At 33.7% G+C, this 23048-nt stretch carries 23 protein-coding genes; 16 read left to right on the top strand and 7 right to left on the bottom strand.

The genetic code is table 11. The features are described 5' to 3' along the window. The first annotated feature begins 132 nt into the window (after nt 1–132). The gene (locus AC1RPK_RS00620; protein ID WP_481761046.1) at nt 133–936 is read left to right on the top strand and encodes a Cof-type HAD-IIB family hydrolase; all 804 of its coding nucleotides are present in this window, start codon (nt 133–135) and stop codon (nt 934–936) included. Nucleotides 937–987: 51 nt separating this feature from the next. On the opposite strand, the gene AC1RPK_RS00625 is transcribed toward AC1RPK_RS00620, so the two are convergent. Beyond that, nucleotides 988–1389: a pyridoxamine 5'-phosphate oxidase family protein gene (locus AC1RPK_RS00625; RefSeq protein ID WP_481761045.1), complete on the bottom strand. Its 402-nt coding sequence runs from the start codon at nt 1387–1389 to the stop codon at nt 988–990. A gap of 357 nt (nt 1390–1746) precedes the next feature. Here AC1RPK_RS00625 and AC1RPK_RS00630 point away from each other — a divergent pair, with 357 nt between their 5' ends. From AC1RPK_RS00630 to AC1RPK_RS00640, 3 genes are all read left to right on the top strand, one after another. Further along, on the top strand, nt 1747–3306 hold the full coding sequence (locus tag AC1RPK_RS00630) for an MFS transporter (RefSeq protein WP_481761044.1): 1560 nt from the start codon (nt 1747–1749) through the stop codon (nt 3304–3306). Nucleotides 3307–3495: 189 nt separating this feature from the next. Continuing rightward, nucleotides 3496–4311, top strand: a complete 816-nt coding sequence (gene thiD, locus AC1RPK_RS00635; RefSeq protein WP_481761043.1) for a bifunctional hydroxymethylpyrimidine kinase/phosphomethylpyrimidine kinase — start codon at nt 3496–3498, stop codon at nt 4309–4311. Nucleotides 4312–4420: 109 nt separating this feature from the next. Then, nucleotides 4421–5164, top strand: coding sequence for an SDR family oxidoreductase (locus tag AC1RPK_RS00640; protein ID WP_481761042.1), 744 nt, complete (start codon nt 4421–4423; stop codon nt 5162–5164). Nucleotides 5165–5215: 51 nt separating this feature from the next. Here the strand turns inward: AC1RPK_RS00640 and AC1RPK_RS00645 are convergent, their stop codons facing one another. Together AC1RPK_RS00645 and AC1RPK_RS00650 are read right to left on the bottom strand one after the other, a co-directional pair. Beyond that, nucleotides 5216–5626: a peptide deformylase gene (locus tag AC1RPK_RS00645; RefSeq protein WP_481761041.1), complete on the bottom strand. Its 411-nt coding sequence runs from the start codon at nt 5624–5626 to the stop codon at nt 5216–5218. A 210-nt stretch (nt 5627–5836) separates the two neighbouring features. Further along, entirely contained in the window at nt 5837–7684 is a 1848-nt protein-coding gene (locus AC1RPK_RS00650) for an FAD/NAD(P)-binding protein (RefSeq protein WP_481761040.1), read from the bottom strand. Nucleotides 7685–7860: 176 nt separating this feature from the next. Between AC1RPK_RS00650 and AC1RPK_RS00655 the strand changes: the two genes are divergently transcribed. Both AC1RPK_RS00655 and AC1RPK_RS00660 read left to right on the top strand, forming a co-directional pair. Continuing rightward, entirely contained in the window at nt 7861–8532 is a 672-nt protein-coding gene (locus AC1RPK_RS00655; protein ID WP_481761039.1) for a YoaK family protein, read from the top strand. An 18-nt stretch (nt 8533–8550) separates the two neighbouring features. Beyond that, nucleotides 8551–9144 (top strand): YdeI/OmpD-associated family protein, encoded by a 594-nt coding sequence (locus AC1RPK_RS00660; protein WP_481761038.1) that lies wholly within the window; start codon nt 8551–8553, stop codon nt 9142–9144. A 50-nt stretch (nt 9145–9194) separates the two neighbouring features. Here the strand turns inward: AC1RPK_RS00660 and AC1RPK_RS00665 are convergent, their stop codons facing one another. Next, entirely contained in the window at nt 9195–10610 is a 1416-nt protein-coding gene (locus AC1RPK_RS00665) for a glycoside-pentoside-hexuronide (GPH):cation symporter (protein WP_481761037.1), read from the bottom strand. A 30-nt stretch (nt 10611–10640) separates the two neighbouring features. Continuing rightward, nucleotides 10641–10880 carry a hypothetical protein gene (locus AC1RPK_RS00670; RefSeq protein ID WP_409021786.1) on the bottom strand — a complete coding sequence of 80 codons (240 nt, stop codon included), beginning with the start codon at nt 10878–10880 and terminating at the stop codon, nt 10641–10643. 511 nt (nt 10881–11391) lie between these two features. On the opposite strand from AC1RPK_RS00670, the gene AC1RPK_RS00675 reads away from it, so the two are divergent. The 8 genes from AC1RPK_RS00675 (at nt 11392) to lacD (ending at nt 18293) form a co-directional block, all read left to right on the top strand. Beyond that, nucleotides 11392–12117: a GntR family transcriptional regulator gene (locus tag AC1RPK_RS00675; protein ID WP_481761036.1), complete on the top strand. Its 726-nt coding sequence runs from the start codon at nt 11392–11394 to the stop codon at nt 12115–12117. Between the two features lie 14 nt (nt 12118–12131). Then, entirely contained in the window at nt 12132–12551 is a 420-nt protein-coding gene (gene agaF, locus AC1RPK_RS00680) for a PTS galactosamine/N-acetylgalactosamine transporter subunit IIA (protein WP_481761035.1), read from the top strand. A gap of 13 nt (nt 12552–12564) precedes the next feature. Then, nucleotides 12565–13734, top strand: a complete 1170-nt coding sequence (locus AC1RPK_RS00685; RefSeq protein WP_481761034.1) for an AgaS family sugar isomerase — start codon at nt 12565–12567, stop codon at nt 13732–13734. A 22-nt stretch (nt 13735–13756) separates the two neighbouring features. Beyond that, complete coding sequence (agaV, locus tag AC1RPK_RS00690; RefSeq protein WP_481761033.1) at nt 13757–14245, top strand: PTS N-acetylgalactosamine transporter subunit IIB; 489 nt, start codon at nt 13757–13759, stop codon at nt 14243–14245. Between the two features lie 36 nt (nt 14246–14281). Further along, nucleotides 14282–15076: a PTS N-acetylgalactosamine transporter subunit IIC gene (agaW, locus tag AC1RPK_RS00695; RefSeq protein WP_481761032.1), complete on the top strand. Its 795-nt coding sequence runs from the start codon at nt 14282–14284 to the stop codon at nt 15074–15076. Continuing rightward, nucleotides 15066–15917 (top strand): PTS system mannose/fructose/sorbose family transporter subunit IID, encoded by an 852-nt coding sequence (locus AC1RPK_RS00700; protein ID WP_481761031.1) that lies wholly within the window; start codon nt 15066–15068, stop codon nt 15915–15917. The genes agaW and AC1RPK_RS00700 overlap by 11 nt, the downstream gene beginning before the upstream one ends. A 75-nt stretch (nt 15918–15992) precedes the next feature. After that, complete coding sequence (gene nagA / locus AC1RPK_RS00705) at nt 15993–17138, top strand: N-acetylglucosamine-6-phosphate deacetylase (protein WP_481761030.1); 1146 nt, start codon at nt 15993–15995, stop codon at nt 17136–17138. A 171-nt stretch (nt 17139–17309) separates the two neighbouring features. After that, entirely contained in the window at nt 17310–18293 is a 984-nt protein-coding gene (lacD, locus tag AC1RPK_RS00710) for a tagatose-bisphosphate aldolase (RefSeq protein WP_481761029.1), read from the top strand. Between the two features lie 82 nt (nt 18294–18375). Here lacD and AC1RPK_RS00715 read toward each other — a convergent pair whose 3' ends face one another. Next, the gene (locus tag AC1RPK_RS00715) at nt 18376–19122 is read right to left on the bottom strand and encodes a MurR/RpiR family transcriptional regulator (RefSeq protein ID WP_481761028.1); all 747 of its coding nucleotides are present in this window, start codon (nt 19120–19122) and stop codon (nt 18376–18378) included. 122 nt (nt 19123–19244) lie between these two features. On the opposite strand from AC1RPK_RS00715, the gene pfkB reads away from it, so the two are divergent. Beyond that, on the top strand, nt 19245–20186 hold the full coding sequence (gene pfkB / locus AC1RPK_RS00720; protein WP_481761027.1) for a 1-phosphofructokinase: 942 nt from the start codon (nt 19245–19247) through the stop codon (nt 20184–20186). Continuing rightward, on the top strand, nt 20183–22111 hold the full coding sequence (locus AC1RPK_RS00725; RefSeq protein WP_481761026.1) for a fructose-specific PTS transporter subunit EIIC: 1929 nt from the start codon (nt 20183–20185) through the stop codon (nt 22109–22111). The genes pfkB and AC1RPK_RS00725 overlap by 4 nt, the downstream gene beginning before the upstream one ends. A 129-nt stretch (nt 22112–22240) precedes the next feature. Here AC1RPK_RS00725 and AC1RPK_RS00730 read toward each other — a convergent pair whose 3' ends face one another. After that, entirely contained in the window at nt 22241–22924 is a 684-nt protein-coding gene (locus AC1RPK_RS00730; RefSeq protein ID WP_481761025.1) for an MmcQ/YjbR family DNA-binding protein, read from the bottom strand. Between the last annotated feature and the right edge of the window lie 124 nt (nt 22925–23048).

Here is a 23048-nt window from a genome sequence, read left to right on the forward strand (position 1 = left end):
ATAAATTAGAAAAGATTACTATAGATTAGTAGTCTTTTTTAATTTTGTCTAGATGTTAACGTTTACACTATTTAGGTGGCATGCTATGCTTAAGTTGCTACTAAACTGAAATCAGAGGAGTGTCTAGTAAGTATGATTAAAATTATCGCATCAGATATGGACGGCACGTTATTAAATAATGAAAATAGTATTTCGAAGGGTAACGCAGCGGCTATTAAGAAGGCTCAAGAAATGGGAGTGACTTTTGTTGTTGCCACTGGACGAAGTTATGATGAGGTAAAACCCTTAATTGACGCAGCAGGTATTAGTGCACCGATGATTAATTATAATGGGGGCGCTACGGTAACTGAGGAAGGCAAACAAATTAATAGTTTTCCAATATCAAAAAAAGAGGCACAAAAACTCATTAAATTTTTGAAGAATGAACATGCCTTTTTCAAAGTTATGACGTCAAAAGGTGTTTATTCAGATGATCCTCTTAAATATGATGAAGCGGTTATCAAATTAAACTTAAATCCTATTCATTATATAGACGATTACAGTGAAATTATTGATGATTCTGAAATAGATTTGTTTAAATTTCTTATTCGAAAAACGGATGAATCAGATGACTTATCTGTTTTAAAAAATAAAATTGAAGAAAATGAAACACTCATTGTGACTTCTTCAGGGGATAATAATCTTGAAGTTAATCATGTTAATGCACAAAAAGGGATTGCGTTGAAAAAATTTGCTGATAGTATGGGTATTCCTATGTCAGAAGTGATGGCAATTGGCGATAATTTGAATGATATATCGATGTTAAAAGCTGCAGGTATCAGTTATGCAATGGAGAATGGTCATCAAATTAATAAAGATATTTCTAATCATCATGCAAAAAAGAATGATGAAGATGGTGTTGGATTAGCTATTTTAGAACAATTAGCTCAAAAATAAGACAAAAGGACTAAATCCCATTTACGGGATTTAGTCCTTTTGTCTTAATATTTAATCAGCAATTAAATCACCAGCAGTTGGGCCAGCATCTAATTTGTAAATACGTTCAACATCAATGATGACAGCATAGTACATTTTTGGTAAATGGCGTTCTTCACCAAATTTAACAGCATCGTCAAAAATTTTACCGGAATCAATTAAATGTGCTGTGCCTTCAAACCGGAAGCCTTTTAGATTAGGACGATCTATAACAGCAACAGCTGCACGGCCATTATTTTGAAGATTGTGTAATGCATGTTTAGCTGTTTCTTCATTATAAATCAAATGCGTATCATCAAAAACACGCATTGATCCTTTAGGACCAACTTGTGGGAACCCATTTTCATCTACGGTTGAAAGAAAATTAAGTTGTTCAGGAATCATTTTTTTCATATCTTCTGTTAATTTTGCCATTATAAAATCTCCTTTTTATTTACTTATTATAAGTAAAACTTATCATGATTAAGGTATATTGGCAAAATATTAGCTTTACAAAAAACTTGCAAATAGGGCTAAAAAAACTATACTTATATGAGTCTAATAGTGATTTCTAAAAGGACTTCGAAGAAAGACGCTAAAGTGATATGTATAGATTATTAATTTTAACAGTACTAATGAGTCGTAATATGTCAGGATATAAGTTACGATTGGTATTGGAAAAATGGTCGTCCATGATTCTAAATGGAATGAAACTTATTGCTTTAAAATATGTGGTATGAATTATATTGGTGTAGTGGAGCAAATTAAAGATATACAAAAGGAGAATAAAAAATGAAAAAAGCAACAAATCGTTGGGTAGCATTGTTCGCTATGAGTTTAGGTGTTTTTATGGGCCTTTTAGATGTTACTGTTGTAAATGTTGCTTTACCAAGTATGGCAGTTGATTTTAAAACAACATTTAGTGATTTACAATGGATATTAAATGCATATACGTTAATGTATGCAGTCAGTTTATTAATTGTTTCAAAATTAGGTGATATGTTTGGACGAAAAAAAGTCTTCATCGCTAGTACAATTTTGTTTACGATTGCATCTGTTGTAAATGGGCTTGCACCAAACTTATTAGTTCTTGATTTTGGTCGAGCAGTTCAAGCAATTGGTGGTTCAGGAATGATGAGTTTATCAATGGCGTTAGTTGCGTCTAACTTTGAAGGCCGAGAACGTGGGACAGCACTTGGTATTTTAGGATCAGTTATTGGATTCTCAACAGCAATCGGACCTTTAGTTGGTGGATTTTTAGTTGAGAACTTTGGTTGGCCTTCAATTTTCTTTGTTAATCTACCGGTCGGTATCATTGCGATTTATTTGGTTATTAGAAATGTTAAAGAAACACCTGCATATGGCGCTGGGGAATCGATTGATTTTATAGGAATGATTCTTTCAGCAGTTGGATTATTTGCTGGTATTTATGGCTTAATTCAAAAAGAACAACATATGCATTGGGCTTGGACTGATATGCATGTTATGGGATGGTTAATTGCATCAATTTTAATCTTAACTGCCTTTGTTTTTGTAGAGTTAAAAGTTAAATCGCCAATGATGAATTTAACATTATTAACAAATCGTCATTTTGTTGGTGTTGTAATTCTTGCATTTGCACTTGGTGCTGGTATCTTTGCGTTAGCCGCTTATCAAACAAGTTTAATGCAAAATTATATGGGATATTCAGCCTTTTCCACGGGATTACATCAACTACCTATGAGTTTATGGTCGCTTGTCTTAGGTCCTTTTACAGGAGTTCTAGGATACAAGTTTGGTAAAAAGTGGATGATTTCACTTGGATTTATCGTTGCCTCACTTGGTTTATTTACGTTTAGCCAGGTAACAACAACGGACTTTACCTACATGCAATTACTTCCGCTTCTTGTATTAACTGGATTGGGTAACGCTATTATTAATCCGATGATTAATACTGCTGCTATGGATAATATTAATCCAAAAGAAATTGGCATGGCATCTGGTTTATTGAATGTTTTTCGTCAAATTGGAATAACAGTAGGCGTTGTAATTCTTGGTTTAGCACAAACTAAAGCATATGAATCAAGTTTGAGCACTGGTTTTAGTGATAGTCATATTCCTAGTGTAGCTGCAACGGGTATTCAGCAAGCCTTAGTAAATGCAGGAGCATTTTCTGGACATATGGTTGCGTGGAGTCAAAAAATAATAGCGACTCCTTATGCTGATAAAGTTCAAAAGATTGTTTTAACAGCTTTTGATAAAGGCATGATTCAAGTTGTTTTAACATCATTGGTCATTATGATTATTGGAATTCTAGCAGCAGTCTTTTTATTAAGAGAAACAAAAAGTGTCGATCAAAAATTAGATAAATAAAAAAACTTTTTTTATGTCATTAGGTTTATAAGAAGTGAAAGCTGTCATTTAAAATTTTGAGTGGCTCTTTAATGATACCGATATATTTCTGAAGCGTAAGACTCCTAATAGTATCGCTGTTTATAACAAGGCGTATGATAAAATAATATTAATTTAAAAATAAATCATCCAATAAAAGGGAGATTAGTAATGACGAAAATAATTCCTAAGGTTTTAACAATTGCTGGTAGCGACGCAAGTGGTGGCGCTGGTATGGAAGCAGATTTGAAAACATTTGAAGAGTTTGGAACTTATGGTATGGTTGCGCTAACTTCAATTGTTACCATGAATCCAGATGCTGGATGGGCACATAACGTAACTGTTATGGATGCTGAATTAGTAAAAGCACAGTTGAAAACGACAGGTGCCGGCGGAGATATTGCTGCAATGAAAACAGGGATGCTTGGTAGTGTTGCAATTACAGAAGTAGCTCGTGAAAGCATTTTAGAAAAAGAGATTAAGAATGTTGTGATTGATCCTGTTATGGTTTGTAAAGGTGAAGATGAAGTATTAAATCCAGAAGCAGCTGATGCTATCCGTGATTTATTGATCCCAATTGCGACAGTCACAACGCCTAATTTGTTTGAAGCTGGTGTTTTATCTGGAATGGGAACTTTGAAATCACTTGACGACATGAAACAAGCAGCTATTAAGATTCATGAGTTAGGTGCAAAAAATGTCGTTGTTAAAGGCGGTAAAGCTCTTAAGGGTGAAAAGGCGCTTGATTTATTTTATGATGGAACTCAATTTGAGGTTTTAGAAACTGAAAAGATAACGCCTGCTTATAATCATGGAGCAGGATGTACATTTGCAGCGGCCATAACTGCGGGCCTTGCAAACGGATTGTCAGTTAAAGAAGCTGTCTATAAAGCAAAAGATTTTGTAACTGCTGGAATTAAATCAGGTTTTGCATTTAATGAATACGTAGGCCCTTTATATCACGCTGCTTACCGTTTAAATAAATAGGTACTAGAGACTCACTTTTATTTTGTATAAAAATGAGTCTTTTTTTGTTGACTTAGAGTGCACTTTAAAGAGTAATGTAAACATACTAATTAAATTGGAGGATAATGATATGTCAGTAGAAAATAAAGTTGTTGTTATTACAGGAGCATCAAGTGGTATTGGTGAAGCAACGGCCAGAATGTTAGCTGAAGGTGGGGCTAAAGTCGTTTTAGGTGCTCGTCGTGAAGCTAAGTTAGCAAAGATTGTTGAAGAAATTAAAAAGAATGGTGGTCAGGCAACATATGCCGTTACTGATGTCACTAAGGCAAGTGACGTTAAGAATTTAGTTACTTTAGCACAAGAAACTTTTGGTGGGATAGATGTTATATTCAATAATGCTGGAATCATGCCTAACTCGCCCTTATCGGCTTTAAAAACGGATGAATGGGATGATATGATTGATATCAATATCAAAGGTGTATTGAACGGAATTGCTGCAGTGTTGCCTATATTTATTGAACAAAAACATGGACATGTTATTACAACATCATCTGTTGCAGGCATTAAATCATTCCCAGATGCAGGTGTTTATGGCGCAACAAAATTTGCTGTCCGTAATTTAATGGAAGTTCTAAGGACAGAAAGTGCTATGGAAAAAACAAATATAAGAACATCAACCTTATATCCAGCAGCAATTAACACAGAATTATTAAATACTATTACGGATGAACAAACCCTTTCAGGGATGTCGTCATTTTATGAACAAGTTGGAATTGATCCGGTCGCAATTGCACGCGTGGTTAAGTTTGCCATTGATCAACCAGAAGAAGTTAATGTTAATGAATTTACGATTTATCCAACTGCTCAAGCTTAAATTTAAATAATAAAAAAATCTCGAGAATTTATTTTCTCGAGATTTTTTCATTTAGATGATAATACCTTCACAATGATCGACTTCGTGTTGAATGATTTGTGCCATCCAACCTGAAAACTTTTGGGTTTGTGGTTGAAATGATTTGTCTAAATAATCAACTGTAATGGAATCATATCGTTGTGCTGGACGTTCGCCAGTCAACGAAAGGCAACCTTCATTGACGTTGTAACGTCCAGATTTTTTTGTAATCTTAGGATTAATAAAGGGAACATTTAGATTACCAAATTGGCAAACGATAATTCGTTTATTCACACCAATCATATTGGCAGCCATTCCAACACAAACCTCTTTATTTGCTTCTAATGTATCTAATAAATCGGTTACGATTGAGCCATCATTTTTAGTTGCAATCTCAGCTTTTTGTGCGAGAAATATTTCATCGTGCATAATTGATTTTATCATTTTTCTCCTTTGATTTAAGTAGCATAATTAATAAAGAAATGTTGATGGATATCTAGTTAATGATTTTATCATGATTTAGAATATAATGTTATCCTCAAGTAGAAAATTATTATTTTAGGATTAATTAACGTCAATTTAATAGGTAAAAGATATTAAAAAAGTGAGTCATACTCTATTCTCAATATAGGGTATGATTCACTTTTTTAATTATTATTTATGTGACTCTTCTGTAAAAATAGCTTTAACAATATCATTAGCTGTGCGTAAACTAACATCATTTACAAAAGGTCTTGGACTTGCAGCTGTTAGCCAATGAACACCATCAGTCGGAACACCCCAGAAGTATAAACCAGGTTGCGGTGTCTTATGCTCATCTAGTAATAAATTGCTGACAGGGTCAACGTTGACTGCGCCATCTATAACAGAATCACCTTTAGTTGGATTTAAAATTAAAGGATTGGCGATTTTTGTATCGAGTAACTGTTTTATTAAAGGACTTGTTGCTGTTGTCGCATGAACAGCAGGAACGCGTGCTTCAATTAGAGTTGTTGCTAAGTAGCGTTGATCTGGTTGGTTTGCACTATATGTTTCAAATTGATGATCTTTAGTATCGACGACCATTCCAGGTTCTAATAGTGTAACAACATCAGCTTCAACGAGTGCCCGTAATTGTTCAACTCTAATGGTAGGAGGCCCGATTGTTAAAAAGTTATTTAATGAATTAAACCAGCCTAAGAAGTTAGTTAAATAGTCATCATCTGTTAAGAGACGGTTATCAATTAATTGTCTAACCGGAAGACGTAAGTCACGTAAAACCTCAAGAGCACTGGTCAATGGTCCGGTCTTAGTACCTAATTTTGCATCTACTGCATCTTTTTGTAAATGGTCTAACATAACGGCTTTGAAATCTTCATTAGGTTTTTTAGTCATTGGATTTCCTAGATGATCCCAATTAAAGCGATCTTCTTCAAGAATAATTGATCGCTCAACGGTTACTTTAGGATCTTTTAAGAAAGCTAATTGGAATTTTGTTAAATCGATTTTTGGATAATTCTGTGCGACAAGTAATGAATAATATTGATATTCAACGTCATGACTTAATAAGGTCCAAAATTCATTGAAAGAAACGGTACCATTTTCCATGAAAACTGCCATTTTAGCCGCCGTTAAAAAATGAGCTTGAGTTTCTTCGCCGGGTGATTTTTGATTATCCCCTTTGGCATGATAAGGCCATCCACGACGCGAACCTGCCACAATGTGAGGTTCGTTACCGTTTGCTTGATATTGTAGTTGCCCGTTCTCTAATCGCTTAAATAGACCACCACGGCCTACAGTCAAACGGGTCACTAAATCAAAGAAGCTAAGACCTAAGCCACGTAAAATAACAGTATCTTCGTGCGTGATATGATCTAGTTTTGTTTCATTTGGAAAGCCTGGTAAAACATAAGTTAACTTGTTTTCTGTAGCGAATGTATCAAATCTTTTTTGTCCGACAGATAATTCATTTTCAAGATTACCTAAAGACATTACGACATAGTCAACGATGCTAACTGAAGGTAAGGCGGTTGTGATTTCAAATTGATCAGCTTTTTTTGAAATTTGTGTAACCGTACTTTTATTCAAATTAATTGTGATATTGTTAGAGGCACGTTTAAGTAATTCAGCGTAGTACCATTGGATATAAACACCAAAAAGTGCTCTTGTTGCATAATCGTTTGGATGTAAATCTTTAATTTCAGTTAAAAAATCCGCTGAATAATTATTTATTTCGATAAAATCATGAGCATCAGATTGAGCCCATTCGAAAATGTTTGGTCCTGGGATAACTGGACCAATAGATTGGACGCTTGTTCCATAGAATAAACTAATTTGTTGAGCTGCGGTATTCATGATTAATTCGTGTGGTTGAGTTGGTGACCATACGCGCCCACCAACACCATATGGATCATATAAATCAATAGTAAGTGGTGAATTTGAAGGATCTGCTTGTTGCCAAGCAATGAGTCGTTCAAGTGTAATCAGACCTCGTGGTCCGGCACCAATAATGGCTAAATGCATAAAAGTAATCTCCCTTGTCTTATAAAAACTAATTTCATTATAAACTTTAAAACAGAAAAAATCGCTTGATAACGTCTTTAATAGTAAAAATTAATCGTATATTCTTGTTAACTTCTGATAATTTAGTATACTTAATTTGAAAGAATATTTTAAGTACAATCTGAAAGAAGGATTTGATGAAAAAACCAATGTCACTATTGGATAGGGTACTGTTCGCTGGATTAATATTTGCCGGCGGGGGATTTGATGCGTATACCTATATCGTACATGATGGTGTTTTCGCTGGTATGCAAACCGGAAATTTAATTATATTAGGTATTGATATGGGCCAAATGAAATGGGGGGCCATATTCGATCATCTGATTCCAATTTTTGCTTTTATGATTGGTATTATTATAACTAGAAATCTGCAACATCGATTTAAAGAAGAAGATTCAATTAATAAACGACAACGATTTGTTATCGGTATTGAGACGATCCTTTTAATTATTGTTGCATTTATTCCAAGAAATTGGCCAGCACAGTTATCTACAGGAATCATTTCAATGGTTGCAGCAGCTCAACTTCAAGAATTTAGACAAATCAACGGAGGACCTTTTACGTCATTTATGATGACGGGTAATTTGAGGACAATGGCTGAAAGTTTTTATGACGGAATTGTTAAAGGTAATATAATCGCAATGGCTAAAGGTTGGCGGATGTTGGGTGTCGTCTTAGCATTTCTTTTTGGCGCAATTTCTATGGGTGCTATGGTACCGATAATGGGAACTAAAACGATATTATTAGCTGCATTTTTCTTGTTATGTTCATTGATTGGGCTACAATTAAATCCAGAAAAAAGATTATAAAATAAAGGGGTTAAGACAATGACAGAAATTAAAAAGAATCCAAAAGTTGATTTACACTTAGAAAAAGCAACACAATGGAAAGAAGAAATGACACAGTTAAGAGAACTTGCACTCGAAACGGGACTGACTGAAGAATTTAAATGGGGCAAACCTTGTTATACACTAAATGGTAAAAATATTGTCTTAATTCAAGGATTTAAAGAGTATATGGCATTACTTTTCTTAAAAGGAACTCTGATTGATGATGGTAAGGGTATTTTAGTTCCAACGGGCGAACATACTGAGGTTGGTCGCCAAATTAGATTTCATAGCTTAAAAGATGTTACTGATTTAAAAGTAGAGATAAGTGATTACATTCAACAAGCAATTAATGCAGAAAAGGCTGGGTTAAAGGTTCCTAAGGGTAAACCAACTGAATTAGTGTTGCCAGTGGAATTCCAGAAAAAAATGAATGAAATGCCAGAATTGGAAGAATTTTTTGAAACGTTAACGCTTGGACGTCAAAAAACGTATGCACGTTATTTTGCAGATGCTAAAAAAACAGAAACGCGTGAGGCTAGAATTATTAAATATATTCCGAAAATTCTTGATGGTAAAGGACTTAACGATTAGACAGCAAAACAGCGACCAGATTTTATCTGATCGCTGTTTTTTTAATTATATTAATCTAATTTCTTTTTTAATTCTGTAACGATTTCAGCATGTTTAGCTTCAGTCAATTTAATTTTTGACATAAAGATAAGAGCAGCAACAATTATTAAGGCCATTGGAACGAAGAACATGTACATTCTGAATTGTAGTAAACCACTGTTTGTAATATCGCTTGGTTTAGCACTACCTGTCATACCAGCTTGGATTGCGGCAAAACCAACAACACCATTAGCGAAGGCACCAGCTAATTTATCCAACAAAGGACGAACTGCTAAAGTAACAGATTCATTACGTGTTCCACTCTTTAATTGACCGTATTCAACACTATCCGTAATTGTCATCAATGCTGCTAAGAAAACAAGTGGATATGGGAAGAAGAATAAGCCAACAGCAATTAAGACAACAACAAGGTTAGTACCAGCAAATAGGAAGAGAATGTAACCCAATAGCATGACAGCGATTCCGCCAAGGTAGATAGCACGACGATGAACCAATGCAACTAAAGTTGGGAACAATGAAACTGAAATAATTCCTAAGACTGCTGTTAGAACACCAACAGTAGTAAATGCAGCTGCACTACCTAAAACATAATTGAAGTAGTAAATCAAAAGTGAATTTGTAATAACATAACTAAAAGCGAAAAGGAAATATGATAATGATAACCACATTAACTGATCATTTTTACCGATAACTTTGAAAACATCACGGAAACGAACTTTTTCAGTATTTTCACGAATTGCATTTTTTTCAATCTTAGTTCCTAAAATAGTTGCTAAAGCACCTAAGAATGAAACCAAACCGATAACAATAGCAAAACCTAACCAACCTGCTTTTGTTTGTGTATTACCAGTTGTACCTGAGAACATTTTTGAAAAGAAGACAACGATTGGGACGATAACGATAATAACACCTTGAGCACCTAATGTTGAACCAAAACGAGCAATTGTTCCAAATTTAGTCCGTTTTTCTGATTCGACACTTAGAGCTGGTAACATTGACCAGAATGAAATATCTTTAAATGAATAGAAACTATCTAGAATGATATAAACAATGGCAAAAAGAATTAAGTAAAGATAAGGATTGCTTGTAGCTAAACCACCAAAATCAGTGAAAATAAGGATTAATCCAATTGAACTGACAATTGAACCGATTAGTAACCATGGTTTAAAGTTCCCCCAACGAGTACGAGTATTATCAATAACGCCACCAATTAAAGGATCAAAAAAGATCTCAACAATTCGAATAACAACCATCATAGTTGTGACGTAACCAATCATTTTAGCGTTGAAACCAGCATCCTTTGTAACGAATAATTGACTTGTAATAAAAATCATAAAATAAGTGCTAAGTGTTGCATAAAAGGCATCATGTCCAAATGCACCAAAGGCATATGAAGCATATTGTTTAAAATCTTTAGAATTTTTCATTAGTTTAATTCCTTTCGAGTGTAGTTAAAATTAGTTATATCTGTGTTCGATAATCTTATCTAAAATTGCTTGACGTTGTTTTTCTTTAGCAGAACCTAATTGGTTTTCTTCTAAAGAATTAAAATCATTAACTAACAAAACTGATTCAAGGTATAACGTCAATTGACGTTTAATATATATCTTGTTATCTTCATTTGTTTGCTTAGGATTTCCGGCAATAATTGCAGCTGCAAATCGTTCGGCATCAATCGTTAATTTATTTGTATCCATTCTAATGACCTCTTCCTATATAATAGATTTTTGGTAAAAGAAATTGTTATTCATAATAGCAAAACATAAAAATAATAAACGTGAAAACGCATTCTTTTAGTTAACAACTACATTTTACTAAACTTTTACTAAAATGTAAACGTTTTATTTTAGATGTATATTATTTAGACTAAAGTAACTTTTTAGTACCCTTACGTATTTATTGTAGAAAGAATTTATATGAGTTTAGAATCTAATAAATAAAAGTTATGCTTAATTGATATAATTAGAAAGCAAGTCATATCGGTCACGATAATTTTATACAGCGAAGTAGTGTGTCGCTAATAATCTATAACTTTAAAGTGAAATATGATTACTTTAGAAGGGGGGAATTAAAAAACATGATTAATGGTAGGTACCAATGTTGAAAATACAAATGATTTAATAATAGTTAATATAAAAATAACTATTGACAAAGAGTTTTAAAAATAATATATTATGTATGTGGTAGTAACCACTTGGGGGAAAAGTAATGTTAAACGGTAATTATGAGCGTCCACTCTATGATCAATTAGTAGATACGCTAAAAGAAGAAATTGAAAAGAATCTAAAGGTGAATGATAAATTACCGTCTGAACGTGATTTATCTATTGCTTACGATATGAGTCGTACGACTGTCCGAACAGCACTAAATGAGTTAGAACTAATGGGTTATGTATATCGCCAACATGGTAAAGGAACATTTGTGTCGAATATCGCTAAAATTAAGACTGATTTAGGGGGAACGTTTAGTTTTACAGAACAAATGGTTTCCCTTGATAAAGAACCGAGTAGTAAAATAATTAGCTTTGATGTTATTAGTGCTAATGAGTTTATTGCTCAAGGTTTAAAAGTTGAAGTTGGTACCAAGGTAATTAAATTAAAACGATTAAGACTTGCATCAGATGAACCAATGATGTTAGAGAGAACTTACTTACCGTATGCTAAATTTCCCTCTTTAACTGTGGAGACATTAAATAAGCAAGCGATGTATGTCATTTTTTTAGATGATTATAACCAGATTGTAAAAACGGCTGATGAATCTTTAACAGCAGGTGTTATGGCAGGCAATGATGCAACTTTATTAAATTTTTATGAAGGTGCACCTGTTCTTAAATTAGAGCGAACGACGTATAACACAAAAAATGAAGTAATTGAATTTACGTTGAGTATTGCGAGGGGTGATAAATTTACTTATCATATTCGACACAATAAATAAGGGAGGATAATTATATGATTGGTATGGTAGTAGCTGGACATGGGAACTTTGCAACTGGAATGGGATCAAATATTGAACTTATTGCCGGACAACAAGAAAATTTTATTCTTTGTGATTTTATACAAGGAATGACCGCGGAAGATTTAAGCGGCGACTATATGAAAGCGCTTAACAAATTAAACGGCTTAGATGGAATAGTTTTCTTTACTGATATTCCTGGAGGAACACCATTTAATGAAGCAGTTAAAATAAAATTACTGCATAATAATGTAAGCGTTTTAACAGGATCGAATATACCGATGTTATTAGATATGTTATTTAACCGGGATTTGAACATGAGCGCGTTTATGGAGAAAGCACTGGATGCTGGTAAAAAAGGTATTATGCAATTTGAAACAAAAAAAAGAGTAGAAATAGATGATAATGGCATCTAAAGGAGAGCTTAATATGTTTGAGAAGAATGAAAAAGAGTTGGAAATAATGGGCGCAAATATTACAACAGGTGAAATTAAACAACAACCTGAACTTTGGACTGAGGCATTTAATAATTTTAGTGAAAAGTCAGACGAAATAAAGACATTTTTAAAATCAGTTAAATCTACCTCGAACGGGTTGATTCGGGTCATTTTTACAGGAGCAGGAACATCCGCTTATGTTGGTGATACTGTAACACCATACTTAAGTAACCACGGGGATCGTGCAAATTATCAGTTTGAAAGTATTCCAACAACCGATATCGTATCTGCACCATATGATTATTTAGTACCAGATGCTACGACTATTTTAGTTTCGTTTGCTAGGAGTGGTAATAGTCCTGAAAGTGTTGCCGCTGTTGAAATTTCAAGAAAAATAATTAAAAATTTATATCAAATTACAATTACTTGTGCTCCGGAAGGGAAACTTGCTGTTGGTACAAAAGATGACGAACGTAATTTGTTATTGATGATGCCTGCGCTGTCTAATGATAAGGGATTTGCAATGACTGGATCATACAGTTGTATGTCACTCTCAGCGTTATTAATTTTTGATACAACACGTAAGGATATTAAAGAAAAATATGTTGAGACTATTATTGCAATGGGTCATGAAGTGATTAAACGTGAAGCTGAAATAAAAGCTGTTATTGATATGGAATTTGATCGGGTTGTCTATCTTGGGTCCGGAAGTTTATCGGGATTAACAAGAGAGGCACAGTTGAAAATTCTTGAACTAACGGCAGGTAAGCTAACAACAATGTTTGATTCTTCAATGGGGTTCCGACATGGACCTAAATCGTTCGTCAACGAGAAAACATTAGTTTTTGTATTTGTTAACAATCAAGAATATACACGTCAATACGATATTGATATTTTAGAAGAAGTGAGTGGAGATAAAATTGCCGCTAAAGTAATTGGGATTGATATTGAGGGACAGAATAACTTTAGTGGTGATCGTTTCACATTTGAATCAGGAGATGCCCTTTTACCAGAAGGATATCTGGCTCTTGCTGATGTTATGTATGCGCAAACTATTTCATTATTAAGTTCAGTAAAAGTGGGAAACACACCAGATACACCTTCACCAAGCGGTACCGTAAATCGTGTAGTTAAAGGTGTAACTTTACATGCCTATAAATAAAAATTTCAAGGAGGAATTTATTATGACAACACCAAACATTTTACTTGCAAGAATTGATAACAGACTTGTTCATGGACAGGTTGGTATGACATGGGTTAATACGATTGACGCTAATCTAGTTGTAGTTGCGAATGATGAGGTTTCTAAAGATGATGTACAGCAAAGTTTAATGGAGATGGTTATTCCTGAAACTGTTGGAATCCGCTTTTTCGATATTAAAAAAACGATTCGTATTATTGGTAAAGCCTCGGATAAACAAAAAATATTATTAGTTGTTCGTACGCCAGAAGACATGGCTAAAATTATTGAAGGAGGTGTCCCAATTAAGAAAGTAAATATTGGTAATTTACATTTTTCAGAAGGGAAGAAACAATTATCGGCAACTATCTCAGTCGATGATACCGATGTTCAAGCATTCAATAAAATGCATGATTTGGGTGTTGAACTAGAGGTTCAAGGTATTCCGAATGAAAAGGCATCAGATATGATGCGCTTACTGAAAGAATATTAAAAACGTAAATATAATAATAAAAAGGAGGAAATTTATATGTTAGTACAAGCGTTATTAATTGGACTATGGGCTGGTATTGCCGGTATCGATATGTATAGTGGTTTAACACATATTCATAGACCAATCGTTACTGGTGCAGTAGTTGGTCTAATATTAGGAGATTTTCAAACCGGCTTAATTGTTGGTGGTACATTAGAATTAGTTTGGGCTGGAATGGTTCCACTTGCTGGAGCACAGCCACCTAATGTTGTTATTGGTGGAATTATGGGAACCGCATTTGCAATTATTGCTCATCAAACACCAACATTAGCAGTTGGTATTGCCGTACCATTTGCAGTTGCCGTACAAGGTTTAGTTACATTACTATTTACAGCTTACTCACCAGTTATGCATAAAATGGATGAATACGCGATGGAAGGTAATGATAAGAAAATTGATCGATTGAACTACATGGGTCCGCTAATCTTGTTTGTTTTCTACTTCATTATGGCGTTCTTACCAATCTTCCTCGGTGCAAGTAAAGCGCAAGGAATGGTTGAAGCCGTTCCTGCATGGATCTTAACAGGATTAAGTACGGCCGGTGGTATTATGCCAGCTGTTGGATTTGCCATGTTGTTAAAAATTATGTGGAAGACAGCGTACGCACCATTCTTCGCAATTGGATTTGTTGTTGCAGCATATGGTAACTTACCAATCTTAGGAGTCGCAATCATTGGTATTTCAATCGCTGCTTATGATTTCTTTATTGGTGGAGCAAAATCTGATAATGGTGGAAAAAAAGTAGCAACCGTAACAGTTAATGAAGAGGAGGACTATAGTGATGGCATCTAAAAAGAAATTTGATCGCAATGATGTTGTGATCCCAGATACTTATAACGATCCTACTGTTGAAAAGGTAATTACAAAAAAAGATTTAAACAAAATGGTTTGGCGTTCACTACTTTTACAGGCTTCATTTAATTATGAACGTATGCAAGGTGGTGGGTGGACTTATAGTTTAATTCCTGGATTGAAAAAAATTCATAAAGATAAAGAAGATTTCTCATATGCAATGCTTGATCATTTACAATTTTTTAATACACATCCATTTTTAGTAACATTTGTTCAAGGTGTTATTTTAGCAATGGAAGAAAATAAAGAAAATAGATCAACTATTCGTGGTATCAAAGTAGCAATGATGGGACCTTTAGGTGGTATTGGGGATGCGATGTTCTGGTTAACGTTGCTACCTATTACAGCCGGAGTTGGGGTTTCATTATCAATGAATGGAAATCCACTTGGACCGATCTTATTCCTTGTTGTCTTTAATGCAGTGCATTTTGGGTTACTATTCTGGTTAATGAATTATGGGTATAGAACTGGTACTCGTGCTATTTCGAGTATGAAGGAAAATACAAAAAAAATATCACGTGCTGCGTCGATAGTTGGATTAACTGTTGTTGGAGCCTTGGTTGCAACATACGTTAACTTTAAATTTGGTGTTGTGATTCATGCTGGGAAAATTGATATTGATTTACAAAAAGGTGTTATTGATAAAGTGATGCCGGCATTATTACCGCTTCTTTATACATTCTTCTGTTACTGGATGTTGAAAAAAGGTAAATCTCCATTGATGTTGATTGGGCTCACAGTAGTTGTTGGCTTAGTAGGTGCATTCTTCAAGTTATTCTAGAAGAGGCCTGCGGAACTAGACTATGGATAATGGGCTAGTTTCTTTTTAACAAAAATAATATAGGAGGCATTACTGGTGGAAATATATTATATTCATGCAGATAAGTTTTTCTTGAAAAACACGGTTGAAAATGAAGGGTACTTGGCAATTATTGATGGTAAATTTGGTGATTATCAACAAGAAAAACCTGATGGTGATATCAAAGAATATACGGGTAAATGGATTGCACCAGGGCTTGTAGATACACATGTCCATGGTTTAAAGGGATATGATGTGATGGATAACGATTTTGAGGGCGCAAAAATGATGTCTGAAGGTTTATTAGAATGTGGCGTTACTTCATTTCTGCCGACAACATTGACGGCAGCTCCAGAAACGTTGAACGAAGTTATTTCTGACTTTGGTAAGCGTCATGGTGAAGTACGTGGTGCAAAAATACAGGGTATCTTTTTTGAGGGTCCATTTTTTACTGAAAAACACAAAGGTGCGCAAAATCCTAAATACTTTTTAGATCCAAGTATAGATATTTTTGAGCATTGGCAAAAATTAGCGCATGGACTTATTCGAAAAATTGCGATTGCACCTGAGCGAAAGGGTGTTAAAGAATTTACTGAGGCCTTAACTAAACAAGGGGTCAAAGTAGCATTGGGGCATAGTGATGCTACGTTTGATCAAGCTAAATCTGCAGTAGAATCTGGTGCATCTATTTTCGTTCATACGTATAACGGAATGAGCCCACTTAATCATAGAGAGCCAGGGATGGTTGGCGCAGCAATGTCATTAAGTAGTGTCTATGATGAACTAATTTGTGATGGTCAACATGTTAATCCGGCATCTGCTAAAATTTTAATTAACGTTAAAGGAGCAGACCACATTGTATTAGTAACTGATTGTATGCGTGCTGGTGCAATGCCTGATGGAAATTATACATTAGGTGAGTTCCCAGTTGTTGTTAAAGATGGCGCCGCAAGGTTAGAGTCAGGAAGTTTAGCTGGTAGTGTCTTAAAATTAATGGAAGCAGTTAAAAATGTTGTTGATTGGAATATTTCTACTCCTGAAGAAGCAATCCAAATGGCTAGTTATGTGCCCGCTAGAAGCGTTGGAATTGATGATAAGTGCGGAAGTATTGCGGCAGGTAGAGATGCTGACTTCATTGTTTTAGATCATGATTTAAATTTTGAGGAAACATATTTAAATGGTACTTTAAAATATAAAAAATGATATTAACTGATTCTTTATTAAGAGCTAGTCGGAGTAAACGGTATTTATGATTGTTAAGTTATTTTTAATTGGTATGTAAAAAATGAAATTTTAAAAACCTTTTCATATTCTTCAAAGATAGAATTATAAGTGGATGAGAGAAGTAAAAAAATAATAAAGGACGGAATAAAAATGACACCAAATAAATTGGCAGGACTTAAAGCACTTTCAAATGAAAAAGGCGTAATTGCAGCATTAGCAATTGATCAACGAGGATCTTTAAAAAAAATGTTGGCAGCAGCAGCAAATAAGCCAGCAAATGAAGAAGATATCGTTGAATTTAAAAAAGTAATTTCATCAGAATTAACACCATACGCTTCAGCAATATTACTTGATCCAGAATATGGTCTTCCAGCAGCAAAGGTCCGTAATGCAAGTACTGGATTACTAGTTGCATACGAAAAAACGGGTTATGATGTTACTACCCCAGGTCGCTTACCTGACTTATTACCAGATTGGTCAGTTCGTCGTCTTAAAGAAGAGGGCGCTGACGCTATTAAATTCTTACTTTATTATGATATAGACGAAAATGCTGAGATTAATAATATGAAACATGCATATATGGAGCGTCTTGGTTCAGAATGTGCTGCAGAAGATATGCCATTATTTTTAGAATTGGTTTCTTATGATGCAACTAATGACGATGTTAAAGGTTCAGAGTATGCTAAAGTAAAACCTCATAAAGTTATTGAAATGATGAAAGAATTTTCTAAACCTGAATATAAAGTAGATGTACTTAAAGTAGAAGTGCCAGTCAATATGGATTATGTGGAAGGGTTTAACGACGATAATGAGGTGGTATATTCTAAGACAGAAGCATTAGATATATTTAAAGAACAAAGTGATGCAACCAAATTACCATTTATTTTCTTAAGTGGTGGTGTATCGGCACAATTATTCCAAGATACTTTAGTATTTGCTCATGAAGCAAAATCAACATTTAATGGTGTACTTTGTGGACGTGCAACATGGAGCAAAGGTATCGAACCATTTGCTAAAGATGGTGAAGAAAAAGGTAAAGAATGGATGAACACAGTTGGTAAAAAGAATATTGAAGATTTAAATGTCGTTCTTGAAAGTACTGCTACATCGTGGTTTGATAAGGTATTAAAATAGTAAAATAAAGAGGCTAAACGTCATGTTTAGCCTCTTTATTTTTAATGATTTAGTAATGAAAAAAAGTAGAAGTGAAATAAATTTATTTGCTAGCTTTCTTTGTTCGAATTGCATAAGAATCTAAAAGTATACGGCTCATTACCTGTAATGGTAAACGAGATTTAACTTCAAATTCAGGGAAATATGAAATTTCAGATTTAAATCCGATAAACACGGAATCTGAATATTTAATAAGTGGACTTAATTTGTTGGTTGTTAATACAATAATATCGGCTCCATTTTTATACGTATTTTTAGCACCTTCAAGGAGTTCTGCAGTAGTTCCGTTCAATGAAATAATAATTAAAATATTATTATATGTAATCCTGTGACTAATTTGTTTAATAATATTGGGATCCGTAAAACTGACACAATTTTTATTTAATAATTCAAATTTTGTTAGCATTTCAATTGCAATTAATTCAGAAAAACCCCTTGAGAAAATGTATATTTTTTTTGAACGTTTAATTTTTTGAACTGTTTTTTCTATGGTATTAACGTCAAGCATACGTAGTGTGTTATTAAGTTCATGTTCATTCTTCATAATGACTTGTTGGATATCGTGATCCATATTCTGAATATTCTTATATTTTTTTTCTTTTTCTTTAGTAATTATAGATTGTTTAAAATCCATATAACCGCTGTAGCCTTTTTTTTTGAGCGTTCGTACGACTGTAGCGGTTGATACATGAGCTAAATCGCTAAGGTTGGTTATTGTTAATATCGGAATATCTTCTAGGTTATCTTGAATGACTTGCCAAAGAATCTTTTCGGAGTTACTAAGAGACATTACTGGTCACCTCACCTTGATTGTTTGTTTATTTTCAATTGTAGCATACAAAATCATATATTGAAAACCTTTTCATTTCTGTCAGATGTAGTATTGGTAGGTAGAAGAAAGGGGTAAAAATTATGATATATACATGTACATTGAATCCAGCTATTGATCTTTTTATCCAAACCGATGAAATGAAAAAAAATATTGTTAATAGAACGGAAAATTATGAAATACAAGCGAATGGTAAAGGAGTTAATGTTAGTTTTATTCTAAAAAAGAAAGGCGTAGAAAGTACTGCTATTGGAGTTGGTGGAGGATTTACTAATGCGTATATTGAGTCTGAGTTGGCAAGGTGCAATATAAAAACTGATTTTGTACATATCGATGCTAATACACGAATTAATGTTTTTACAAGAGTAATTCAGCAAGATACGGAGTATAAATTAGTAAATAAAGGTCCACATGTTAGTGATGATGAAATAAATCAGTTCATGGATAAGATTCAAAATTTAGATGAAAAGGATACATTAGTTGTATCTGGTAGTTTATCTGACGGAATCTCTGAAGAAATTTTAATTAGTATCGCAAAGCAGGCGCAGGAAAAAGGATATAAGCTAGTTTTGGATACTAGTTATCAAACCGTACTGGATACATTGAAATATAATCCTTATATTTTAAAACCAAATGATGAAGAATTAATGAGTTGGTTTGGCGTAGAACATAAACTATCTCAACATGAATTGATAACTTATTCAAAAGAATTAATTAAATTGGGTGCACAAAATATTTTATTATCATTGGGTGGCGGTGGTGCAATGTTTATAAATAAAGAGGTTGTGTTATATGGAACTGTCCCTAAAGGAACCGTTGTTAACACGGCTGGGGCCGGCGACACCATGTTGGGAACTTTTTTAGCAGGGGTAGCGATAGGGGACAAAAAAATAGAAGAAGTATTTAGAGAAAGTATAGCAGCCGCGAGTTCAACGGCATTTTCAAAAGGGTTAACAGATTTTTCGAATGTAAAAGAGCTGACTAAGCAGGTAAAAATATCTAATATTAAGGAGGAATTAAGATGACAAAATATAAAATAATTGCAGCTACTGGATGTCCAACAGGAATTGCGCATACATACATGGCGCAAGAGGCCTTAGAACAAGCCGCTAAAAAAAGAGGTATATCAATTAAAGTTGAAACTCATGGTCAAAGTGGTATAGAAAATGCGTTTTCACAACAAGAAATTGATGATGCTGATGGTGTAATAATTGCGTCAGATAAAGATGTAGATATTGATCGATTCGATGGTAAAAAAATGATAAATGTGTCAGTTACGAAAGGTATGAAAGAGGCAGATGTATTAATTGATCAAATATTGACAGATGATAATTTACCTACCTATCATCGAAAAGGAGCAAAAATTTCATCGAATGAAGAAACAGTAAATTTATCTGGCTCATTTTGGCACAAAATGTATGTGTACGTGATGAATGGAGTGTCACATATGTTACCAATAGTAGTTGCTGGGGGAGTGTTAACAGCCGTATCATTTTTTTGGGGAATTAATTCAGCAGACATAAAAAGCCCTCAATATAACGATATAGCACATTTATTGAACACTATTGGCGGATTTGCAATGAATCTTATGGTTCCAATTCTATGTGCCTATATAGCTGAGGCTATTGGTAAAAGACCTGGATTGATAGTTGGATTTGTAACGGGAATGATAGCATATACAAATGGAACGGGATTTTTAGGTGGAATAATTGGTGGATTTTTAGCAGGGTATACGATTTTAATATTACAGTTCTTATTAAAAAAACTACCTAAATCATTAGATGGACTGAAAGCCATTTTTATTTTACCTGTAATTGGAGTATTTTTATCAGGCTCTATTATTTGGTATCTATCAGTTCCAATGGCAACAATTAATGAAGGAATGATGACGTTTTTAAAGGGTTTAGAAAATTCAAGTCCCATTCTATTAGGATTAGTTGTTGGAATTATGTGTGCTTCAGATATGGGTGGGCCAATTAATAAAGCAGCATATTTAACCGGAACAGCTCTTTTAGCACAGGGAAATTATTTCTTTATGGCAGGAGTTTCTGCAGCGTGTATTGCGCCACCATTGGCAACAGGGTTTGCTGTACTGTTCAACAAAAAAGCATACTCAGATAAAGAGCGCAGCGCAGGTTACGTTAACTTTTTATTAGGATCAACTCATATTACAGAAGGTGCAATTCCATTTGCGGCAAAGAATCCGCTACTAAATATTCCTGCATTTATGGTTGGTTCTTCGATTGCTGCGATTTTAACCTATGTAACTAGAATTAGTGTACCGGCTCCACATGGTGGATTTATTGTATTACCGTTAGTGAATAAACCATTACTGTGGGTATTATGGATTATTATTGGATCACTTGTATCTGCTGTCTTACTAGCCGCTATTGCTGGTCGCCAAGCTAAAAAAAATAATAGTTTAGTGATGAATGTAGGTAGTAATACCAACTTTGAACAAGAGCAAGATAATGATATAAAAATGAATGAAAATGAATTCGATAATATATTGAAAAGAAAAAACATTGAATTGAACGTAGCCGTTTCTGATAAAGAAGAACTCTTACATTTTTTAGCAAATTTTGCTAAAAAATTAGGATATACGAATAATGAAAGTTATATTTTAAATAAGTATAAGATTCGTGAGTCTGAGGGAACGACAGGGATGGAAAAAGGCATTGCGATACCTCATGCACAGGATGAATCGATTAATAAATCAGCAATGCTAATTGTTAAATTACGTGAGCCTATTGAATGGGAAACATTTGATAATCAGCCAGTAGATACAGTTATCTCATTTCTAATTCCAGAAAAAGATGATGGAAAGCATTTACAGTATTTATCAAATACATCGAAATTACTTGTCCATGACTCATTTGTGGAAGAATTAAAAAAATCGAATACAGTTGATGATATATACAACCTATTTAAAGAAAATATTAATAAGTAGATAAAATTGAGCTACAAAGCTACGTATATACTAAAAAAGTACAAGTGTTTAATGATAAGCGAAAATTCATTCTAAGTAAACAAGTTCAAATTTTGTTGACTATTAGAATGGATTTTTTTAGTTCGCCTTTTATTTAGCTAGTCCATAGCTAGTATCAATATAAGAATAAACAGTGTCTAAATTATTTTGGCCATTTAATAAAATTGAAACCCAGTGTTTTTTATTCATATGGTACCCTGGAAAAATTTGATTTTTGTCTATTTTATTGATGAGCAGGTCAGGATCCATTCGAATATTAAGTATTTCAACTAATTTCTCGGAATCCAAGCCTATTTTAGTTGCTGGAATTTTCATTAAAGCGGCATACCATTTTTTAGAATCTGATCGACGTAAAACAGCGTCATTTGGAAACTGTTTCCAGAGGAATTCTAGATTGGTCTGATAATGTTCTTGTACATAATTAATGATAGATTGTGAATCAGCAGTTTGGAATACTGGAGTAGTTTCAAAACAACTAGCAACAATTAAATCCAGTTGTTCAATCACTGATTTTCTGATTGAACTGACAAATGATCCTGTTGCAGACTGATTTTTATAAAGTGTATATTCTTCTTTAGTTAGAGCATCAATAATAGTAGTATTAATTTTTTCAGAGGGGGAAATTGAGACGGTTAGTATAAATTGATTATTAAGAATTGAAACTTGATAATTATAGATTTCTTCTGCTGTTTTTGTAAAACCATATGGAATCAATGAATCTACCTTTAGTTTCAAATGACTAAATGAATTATAAGCAAAAAAGTCTGTTAGCATAGTGCATCTCCTTTTATAAATTATATAAACAATTAACAGTAGCATACCTTATATTTCTAATTTTAGACTTTAAAGGACTAATTATATAGTATAAAATAGAAAAATTAATATAGACTATTTTATC

Source organism: Dellaglioa sp. CoH-55-MRSF-6, from assembly GCF_056782215.1.

Coding starts and splice junctions, on each gene's coding strand:
- AC1RPK_RS00685 (WP_481761034.1), top strand. CDS start 12,565: ATGTTTGAGAAGAATGAAAAAGAGTTGGAAATAATGGGCGCAAATATT.
- agaF (WP_481761035.1), top strand. CDS start 12,132: ATGATTGGTATGGTAGTAGCTGGACATGGGAACTTTGCAACTGGAATG.
- AC1RPK_RS00715 (WP_481761028.1), bottom strand. CDS start 19,122: ATGTCTCTTAGTAACTCCGAAAAGATTCTTTGGCAAGTCATTCAAGAT.
- AC1RPK_RS00625 (WP_481761045.1), bottom strand. CDS start 1,389: ATGGCAAAATTAACAGAAGATATGAAAAAAATGATTCCTGAACAACTT.
- AC1RPK_RS00620 (WP_481761046.1), top strand. CDS start 133: ATGATTAAAATTATCGCATCAGATATGGACGGCACGTTATTAAATAAT.
- agaW (WP_481761032.1), top strand. CDS start 14,282: ATGTTAGTACAAGCGTTATTAATTGGACTATGGGCTGGTATTGCCGGT.
- AC1RPK_RS00630 (WP_481761044.1), top strand. CDS start 1,747: ATGAAAAAAGCAACAAATCGTTGGGTAGCATTGTTCGCTATGAGTTTA.
- pfkB (WP_481761027.1), top strand. CDS start 19,245: ATGATATATACATGTACATTGAATCCAGCTATTGATCTTTTTATCCAA.
- AC1RPK_RS00730 (WP_481761025.1), bottom strand. CDS start 22,924: ATGCTAACAGACTTTTTTGCTTATAATTCATTTAGTCATTTGAAACTA.
- AC1RPK_RS00670 (WP_409021786.1), bottom strand. CDS start 10,880: ATGGATACAAATAAATTAACGATTGATGCCGAACGATTTGCAGCTGCA.
- AC1RPK_RS00660 (WP_481761038.1), top strand. CDS start 8,551: ATGACAGAAATTAAAAAGAATCCAAAAGTTGATTTACACTTAGAAAAA.
- agaV (WP_481761033.1), top strand. CDS start 13,757: ATGACAACACCAAACATTTTACTTGCAAGAATTGATAACAGACTTGTT.
- AC1RPK_RS00650 (WP_481761040.1), bottom strand. CDS start 7,684: ATGCATTTAGCCATTATTGGTGCCGGACCACGAGGTCTGATTACACTT.
- AC1RPK_RS00645 (WP_481761041.1), bottom strand. CDS start 5,626: ATGATAAAATCAATTATGCACGATGAAATATTTCTCGCACAAAAAGCT.
- AC1RPK_RS00700 (WP_481761031.1), top strand. CDS start 15,066: ATGGCATCTAAAAAGAAATTTGATCGCAATGATGTTGTGATCCCAGAT.
- AC1RPK_RS00675 (WP_481761036.1), top strand. CDS start 11,392: ATGTTAAACGGTAATTATGAGCGTCCACTCTATGATCAATTAGTAGAT.
- lacD (WP_481761029.1), top strand. CDS start 17,310: ATGACACCAAATAAATTGGCAGGACTTAAAGCACTTTCAAATGAAAAA.
- AC1RPK_RS00655 (WP_481761039.1), top strand. CDS start 7,861: ATGAAAAAACCAATGTCACTATTGGATAGGGTACTGTTCGCTGGATTA.
- thiD (WP_481761043.1), top strand. CDS start 3,496: ATGACGAAAATAATTCCTAAGGTTTTAACAATTGCTGGTAGCGACGCA.
- AC1RPK_RS00640 (WP_481761042.1), top strand. CDS start 4,421: ATGTCAGTAGAAAATAAAGTTGTTGTTATTACAGGAGCATCAAGTGGT.
- AC1RPK_RS00725 (WP_481761026.1), top strand. CDS start 20,183: ATGACAAAATATAAAATAATTGCAGCTACTGGATGTCCAACAGGAATT.
- AC1RPK_RS00665 (WP_481761037.1), bottom strand. CDS start 10,610: ATGAAAAATTCTAAAGATTTTAAACAATATGCTTCATATGCCTTTGGT.